At 45.1% G+C, this 7,824-nt stretch carries 4 protein-coding genes; all 4 read left to right on the top strand.

The genetic code is table 11. The features are described 5' to 3' along the window. Positions 1-791: 791 nt before the first annotated feature. From BG32_RS00100 to BG32_RS00085, 4 genes are read left to right on the top strand one after another with little or no spacing between them, the layout of a single operon-like run. Positions 792-1,040, top strand: a complete 249-nt coding sequence (locus tag BG32_RS00100) for a hypothetical protein (RefSeq protein ID WP_121526197.1) — start codon at positions 792-794, stop codon at positions 1,038-1,040. Beyond that, positions 1,040-1,264 carry a BREX-3 system P-loop-containing protein BrxF gene (gene brxF, locus BG32_RS16980; protein ID WP_121526196.1) on the top strand — a complete coding sequence of 75 codons (225 nt, stop codon included), beginning with the start codon at positions 1,040-1,042 and terminating at the stop codon, positions 1,262-1,264. The genes BG32_RS00100 and brxF overlap by 1 nt, the downstream gene beginning before the upstream one ends. Before the next feature lie 17 nt (positions 1,265-1,281). Next, positions 1,282-5,001 (top strand): DUF6079 family protein, encoded by a 3,720-nt coding sequence (locus BG32_RS00090; RefSeq protein WP_121526195.1) that lies wholly within the window; start codon positions 1,282-1,284, stop codon positions 4,999-5,001. Then, positions 5,001-7,820, top strand: a complete 2,820-nt coding sequence (locus tag BG32_RS00085; RefSeq protein WP_121526194.1) for a DNA methyltransferase — start codon at positions 5,001-5,003, stop codon at positions 7,818-7,820. The genes BG32_RS00090 and BG32_RS00085 overlap by 1 nt, the downstream gene beginning before the upstream one ends. The last annotated feature ends 4 nt before the right edge of the window (positions 7,821-7,824 follow it).

The raw sequence follows: 7,824 nt of genomic DNA, 5'->3' as shown, positions 1-7,824 counted from the left end.
TCAAGGGGCATTATGTTAGGCTGTGAGAAACAACTCAGTTTGTCATCCTGAAAAGCTCCTGTTCAGGATCTGATCTTTGATCCTTTCGGTGGACGGGTCCATGATCTGGGAGGATCAATGAAGGACGACTTTCATTAAACCGTTTCCTCAGTAAACTCGGTATTTGAAATACTCCTGCCAATTTCGATTTGCTCTCTATCTTCATTAAACAGCGATCTTTTGAAAGACAACTAACCATGCGCTGAGATCATTCATTTTTCAAGAAATGAGGCAGGAAGGATCTCTCTTCCTTCCTGCCATTAGGGTGTGTTCGGTTCGGTCATTCTAAAAATGTCGCTTTGGACTTGGTAATGAGAGTCTGGGATTGAATTCATTTAAGCTTTTGAGAAGTGGCACAGCGAGAGCTTTGATTCAACACTTGAAGTTCACAATGCAACTAACCGGCACATGGCTCTTGTTATTGCGATAACGAAAGACTGCCTTCTGTTCCACAGTCTTACTATCTTCCACTATTTGGAGTATACAGAAATCAGAGAGGCCAAGCCAGCTTCACTTTGATAAATATTTCATTCAAGATCTTTTGATTTCAGTCAGTCCAACCATTTTCCTCTGGCAACTACTCGAAGAAGAAAGAGAGAGTAAAGCAGTTGAAGAAGAATAATCTTCAATATTCGGTCCAACTGAGGACGAAACCGACTCTAATGGCTTCATGTAGCTTTGAATCGCATTTTGTAACCAATAGCTGAATATTATAAAATTAAACGATTGGACTGTTGAGGTGAGCGTGTCTTATGAGAAATCTGGTGAAAGGTGACTATTCCTTTATCAAGAATAGTCTTTTTGAATGTCTTCAAGCAAAGGAACCAGGACTTGTGTTGCTATCGGGCGGTAACGACCCAGAGAGATCTTCTTTGATGAATGACGTTGCTAACGAGCTGAATACCGAAGTTCTTAATCTCAATTTTGTCTTGAGCAAAGAAATGAAGACGCTTTCAATAAACGAAAGGCCACTAAGGCTTCTAGATTTCTTTCGGAACTAGTGAATTCACGGGAATCACTACTTCTTGACCACATAGAGATCCTTTTCGAGCCACAGCTTAAGCTTCTACCGATTCAAATTTTGCGTAGAGCCTCAAGAACCACACAGATAGTTGCGAATTGGCCAGGAAGTATCGAAAACGAATTCGCAATATACGCCCAAAGAAACCATCCAGAGTTTATGGAAGTACGATTGGATAGCGAGATCATATTCAAAATAGAATGAGACAAGGGGGTTGTAAAATGCGATATAGCGAACTGATTCAGTTCGAACCGCTAGAATCAGTGATGCAACTGAAAGACACGAAAAAAAAGGAACGCGCTCGCGACTTCGTTTCCACTTACGTAATCTCTAAACCCATGTCTGATAATCTCTCAAGAGTAGTTTTCACGAATCTCAGATTTGACACTCCCGGCGACAACAAAGGGTTATTCATAGTCGGAAACTACGGAACGGGGAAATCACATCTCATGGGAGTGCTAGCTTCAATAGCCGAAAATGCTGAACTCACTGAAATGTTGACGGATGAATCCGTGAGAGAGTCCTCGACGCAAATCGCAGGGAAGTTCAAAGTCATACGTTCCGAAATCGGTGCTACGGAAATGCCCCTGAGAGACATTGTCTTGAGCGAGCTCAAGACGGAACTCTCTGAGATGGGAATAGAATTCGACTTTCCATCTATCGACAAAATAACTAACAATAAACACACTTTGAATGAAATGATGAGCCTCTTTTGCGAAAAATATCCGGATAAGGGACTTCTGCTTGTAATTGATGAATTGCTCGATTACCTTCGCCACAGAAAAGAGCAGAGTCTTGTTCTGGACATGACCTTCCTCAGAGAACTCGGAGAATTCTGCAAGAACTCCCGCTTTAGATTTATTGCGGGTATTCAGGAGGCTCTGTACGACAATCCAGCCTTTGAATTCGCTTCCGATGCAGTTCGAAGAGTAAAAGAGCGCTTCATAGACATAAGAATCGCTAGAGAAGATATCGAGTATGTAGTCGCCAACCGATTGTTGAAGAAATCCGAATCGCAGAAGGCGCGTATAAGGGAACATCTCCAGAAATTCACCAAATACTATGGAAGTATGAATGAAAGGCTCGACTCCTTCGTCAATCTCTTCCCCATACATCCGTCCTTTATCTCTATGTTTGAAAGGATAAGATTCATAGAACATAGAGAGGTCCTTCAGACACTCACCAAGGTCATGAGCGATTTGCTTGATGAAAGGGTTCCCGAAGACGCACCGGGAATGGTTTCATACGACACCTACTGGGACAGGATAAGCTCCAGAAGCGATCTGATAACTGTGCCGGAGATCAGGCAAACGAAAGAGAAGAGCGATGAACTAGTGGCGAAGATAAGAGCGGGGATAGAAAAACACCGCCTTGACAACGCTGTAAGGATTACTAAAGCGCTTTCCGTTCACCGACTGAGCACAGTAGATATAAACACAAAGATCGGACCTACCATTGATGAACTGAGGGACGACCTCCTGATTTACGATCCAGTGATAGAGGGTCTCGGAGGCGACCCGCAAGAAGACCTCTCTACAATGGTAGAAGGAGTCCTAAAAAAGATAATGAACATCGTAAGTGGTCAATATATCGCTTTCATAAAGGAAAACGGCCAGTACTATCTCGATTTAAACAAGACAATAGATTTCGATAGCCAGATTGAGAAGAAGAGAAGCACGATGAGCGACGAAGCTTTCAACAAATACTATTACTCAGTACTTGCAAAGCTTATGGAATGCTCGGATAGAACATACGTGCCTGGACACAGGATCTGGCAGTATGAGCTGTTGTGGCAGAGTAAGAATACTACGAGACTAGGCTATCTCTTTTTTGGCCAGCCAAACGAAAGATCGACGGCACATCCTCCACGTGACTTTTATATCTACTTCCTTCCGTTTTTCAAGATCGGATCTTTCAAGGACGAGGGGTGCGAGGACGAAGTCTTCTTCTCGATTGCTGACATCGATCGGGATTTCGAAGAGAATCTCAAAAACTACGCAGCGGCGCTAGAGTTATCGCAAACGGCTGGAAGCTACAAGAATACGTATATAAGGCTTGCCGAAGACTATCTTTCAAGATGCACCAGCTGGTTGACTGAAAACCTGGTCTCGGCTTATTCGGTTACCTACAAGAAGTCTTCGAAGTCGATTCCAGAAATCTATTCTCTTAGAAACAAACCCTTCAAGCAGCTAGATGGTTTCAAGGAGATAATCGACGATATATCCTCGACGCTTCTAGACAGTTACTTCTCAGACACCGCTCTGGGTTACCCAGAGTTTGAAACCAAAATGACCTCTCAAAACAGAAATCAAATCATCGAAACAACTATAAGAGGGATGATAAATAATACACTTTCGAGGCAGAGCAAAGAAACGCTTTCGTCCCTCCATCTGCTGAATGATAACGGCGATATAGTCACATCCAAATCGCCTTATGTGAAGAAGATTATGAGCCTTTTGGAGGAGAAACCTGTTGGTAGTGTCTTAAATAGAAACGAGCTCTTCGAAATTACCGAGACCAGTGAATATCTCATGCCTTTCAGGCTCGAACCGGAGTGGGTTGTTGTCTTGCTGGCAGCAATGCTTTATATGGGTGAGATAGAGCTATCCTTGACTGGAGAGAAGCTTGATGCGAGCTCTCTTGAAAAACTCCAGAAGCTATCCGTGGATGACTTGGTCAACTTCAAGAATATTAGGCTGCCCAAAGATCTTCCCATCTCGACAATTAGAGAGCTTTTCTCGCTGCTGAAGATCAATGAGGGCCAGGTTTCGCAGCTCCAGAATGGAGACTCCGCCCCTGTTGAGAACATGTTGAGAAGAGCTCAATCAAACGCTGAGGACCTTGCCAAGCTTGGCGAAAAGATCAAGAATGGTATCGACTTTTGGGAAGAACCTCTACTTCAGCATTCAGAGTTCGAAGAGAGAACTAAAAAGATCAAGAGACTCAAGGATTTCTTTGACTCCCTCACAAACTACTCGACCGTTGGAAAGTTGAAGAACTTGAGAATCTCGAAAGATGACGTGGCAGAGATGAAAAAAGAACATGAAGCGATTACGAGAATGAAGACTCTCATAGAGATAACAGATGAGTTGAGCAGCGATGTCGGCTACCTCCAAAGAGCCAGAGAACATCTTCCTCCTGATACTCCATGGCTTGAAGAATACGGAGAAACGAGAAGGAAAGTGCTCGACAAACTTAGGGACAGCAGCCGGAAGTTGTCCGGCTTGAAGAGAGAGCTCCAATCATCGATTGACGATTTGAAAATGGGCTATATCAAGCTTTACATCGAATTGCATAGGAAGGCGAGGCTGGATTCTCAGGGAGACTCTAGAAAGAGCAGGTTGCTGAGCGACTACAGATTCAAGACTCTCAACAGGCTTTCAACGATCGAAATGCTTTCAAAGCAGCAGTTTCAGGACCTGACAAATAGAATCACGAATCTCAAGACCTGTTACAGTCTCACAGAAAAGGATCTGGAAAGATCACCATTCTGCAAGAACTGCGGCTTCAAACCATCCCTCGAGATTTCCGATAATCGAGAACTTTCTCTTGTTCTTGACACCCTCGATGAAGAGTTGGATAGACTCTTCGAATCCTGGACGAAAACGCTTCTGTCTAATCTCGAGGACCCGGTAGTCGGTGATAACATACAGCTTCTCGACCCAGAAGGCAGAAGATTGGTTGAGAAGTTTATCGAAAGCCAAGAGCTAAAGGAAGAGCTTGTCGAAGATCAGTCATTCATTAAGGCTCTAGCCGAAGCCTTCTCGACTCTAGAGAGGATAGAGCTTACCACCGAAGAGCTTCAAGAAAGGCTCTTCGGCGATCACGCCCCAAAGACACCGCAAGAGATGCGTAAACGCTTTGAAGAATTGATTGAAGAAAAGACCAGAGGCAAAGATGTAAACAAAGTCAGAATAATTCTCAAAGAAGGTGAAAAGTAATGGAGAACAACAGGCTATTCGACGACAATGCAAATAAAGGGCCCGTTGAGTGCCTGGGGCTGACTTTCTCTAATGATGAAGATAGACGGAAGTACTTCAGGGATAAGCTGAAAGAGAAGCTAAGAGACCCTGAGTTCAGGAAGATAGAAGGCTTCCCTAAGGGAAGCGACGAGGACATACTGAACCTTTCCGATCCGCCATACTATACGGCCTGTCCGAATCCATTCATAGACGATTTCATAAGGCATTACGGAAAACCTTACGATCCGGAAGAGAAGTATTCTAGAGAGCCCTTTGCAGCAGACGTCAGCGAGGGAAAGAACGACCCGATATACAACGCTCATTCATACCACACCAAAGTTCCTCATAAGGCGATAATGCGCTACATATTGCATTATACAGAGCCTGGAGATATAGTGTTCGACGGCTTCTGCGGCACTGGAATGACTGGAGTAGCGGCCCAGATGTGCGGAAGCAAAGAGGCCGTCGAATCGCTTGGCTATGAAGTCAGAAAGGACGGAACTATACTGGATGAATCGGGGAAGCCTTTCTCGAAACTGGGCGCTAGATACGCAGTGTTGAACGATCTCTCTCCGGCTGCGACATTCATTGCCTACAACTACAACACTCCCGTCGATGCAAAGGCCTTCGAGAGAGAGGCAAAAAAGATTCTGAAGGAAGTCGAAGAGGAGTGCGGCTGGATGTACTACACGCTCTCTTCAGAGAAGCCTGAAGATATTGAAAGAGCCAGGAGTCTTCTGAAGGACAGAGGCAAAGACTTCACGAAGGAACTGCTCTCTTGGGGAAGGATCAACTACACCGTCTGGTCGGATGTCTTTTCCTGCCCCGAATGCGGCGGTGAGATCGTCTTCTGGGAAGCTGCGGTGGATAAGGAAGAGGGGAAGGTTAGATCCGAGTTTTCCTGTCCTCACTGCGGTGCATCGTTAACGAAGAAAAGAATGGATAGGGTTATAGAAACGAAGTTCGATCCAGCCATAGGCGAGACCGTTAAGCAGGCGAAGCAGATCGCTGTGCTGATAAACTACTCAAGAGGCAAGAAACGTTACGAAAAGAAGCCCGATGAATTCGATCTGGCACTCGTAGAATACATAGAAAACAGTGAAATCCCAAACTGGCATCCCATAGAGAGAATGCCCAGCGGTTATAACACGGTACAACCGAAAATATCGCATGGTCTAACTCATGTTCACCACTTCTACACGAAGAGAAACCTGTGGGTATTGTCGGCGGTTTATTCTAGACTTGATTCTCAGGTTGCTCATTTGCTTTTCACGAGCCAACTAATAAACGTATCTCGTCTTAACAGATACAGGCCTGGCGTTTCCTTTCCGTACAACCCTTTGAGCGGAACTCTTTATGTTGGCTCCCAAGTCTCAGAGCCCTATGTGTTTACTGCTTTACTCAACAGAATCAAGAGACTCGTTGATGCTTTCTACCTGAACGAATGTTCTAGCTCAATAGGTGCAAGTTCAGCCACAACCTTACAGATTCCAAAGTTATCTACTGACTACATCTTCACCGACCCCCCTTTCGGTGGAAATCTAATGTATTCCGAGCTTAACTTCCTCTGGGAGGCATGGCTCAAGGTCTTCACTAACAACGAACCGGAAGCGATTATGAACAAGGTTCAGCAGAAAGGACTTCTCGAGTATCAAGAGCTCATGACACGTTGCTTCGAAGAGTATTACAGAGTACTGAAACCCGGCCGGTGGATGACCGTTGAGTTTCATAACTCCCAGAACAGTGTCTGGAACGCAATACAGGAAGCTATTCAGCGAGCCGGTTTCGTAATAGCCGATGTTCGAACGCTCGACAAGCAGCAAGGAACTTTCAAACAGGTCACAAGCACTGGCGCGGTGAAGCAGGACCTTATTATCTCAGCATACAAGCCCAACGGCGGGCTGGAGGATAGGTTCAAACTCGAAGCCGGAACTGAAGAAGGAGTCTGGGACTTCCTTCGGGAACACTTGAAGAGACTGCCCGTCTTCACTGAGAAGAACGGCTCATCCGAACTTATAGTAGAGAGAACGGATTATCTACTGTACGACAGGATGATCGCCTTTCACATCCAGCGGGGCAGATCAATTCCAATGTCTGCTTCAGAGTTTTACAAGGGTCTGCGGGAGAGGTTCCCTGAAAGGGATAGCATGTTTTTCCTGCCGAATCAAGTGAACGAGTACGATCATAAGAGAATAAATGTGAGTGAGCTTCGCCAGCTTTCTCTCTTCGTCACAGATGAGAATTCGGCAATCCAGTGGCTCAGACTTCAACTCCAGAACAAACCACAGACCTTCCAGGAACTTCAGCCACAGTTCATGCCGATCTCGCGCAGCTGGGCCAAGCACGAGAAAGAGATCGAGCTAAAGGAGTTATTGGAAGACAACTTCATCAAATACGACGGTGAAGGACCCATTCCTGCCCAGATATGGAGTTGGCTACAAAAGAGTTCAAAACTGAGAGAAAAGATGAAAGATCTTACTCCCGAGACTGCAGACATCTCTCTGAAAGCAGAAGCGAAAGAAAGATGGTATGTACCCGATCCGGCAAGAGCTCAGGACCTTGAGAGGCTAAGAGAGAAGGCGCTTCTTAGAGAGTTCGAAGAATATAGAAATCACGTCGGCAAGAAGATTCGAATATTCAGAACCGAAGCCGTTAGGGCAGGCTTCAAACGGCTCTGGACTGAGAAGGATTATAAGGGAATAGTGGAGGTTGCCGACAAACTAAGCGATAAGGTAATTCAGGAAGATCCCAAACTTCTAATGTACTACGACAACGCCCTTACACGCCTTGGAGAGTAAAAAC

Source organism: Mesotoga sp. HF07.pep.5.2.highcov (assembly GCF_003666285.1).
Taxonomy (GTDB): domain Bacteria; phylum Thermotogota; class Thermotogae; order Petrotogales; family Kosmotogaceae; genus Mesotoga; species Mesotoga prima.
This window is presented reverse-complemented; position numbering and strand designations above follow the sequence as displayed.

Excerpts from the sequence above, each read along its gene's own strand:
- BG32_RS00100 (WP_121526197.1), top strand. The coding sequence starts at position 792 with ATGAGAAATCTGGTGAAAGGTGACTATTCCTTTATCAAGAATAGTCTT.
- BG32_RS00090 (WP_121526195.1), top strand. The coding sequence starts at position 1,282 with ATGCGATATAGCGAACTGATTCAGTTCGAACCGCTAGAATCAGTGATG.
- BG32_RS00085 (WP_121526194.1), top strand. The coding sequence starts at position 5,001 with ATGGAGAACAACAGGCTATTCGACGACAATGCAAATAAAGGGCCCGTT.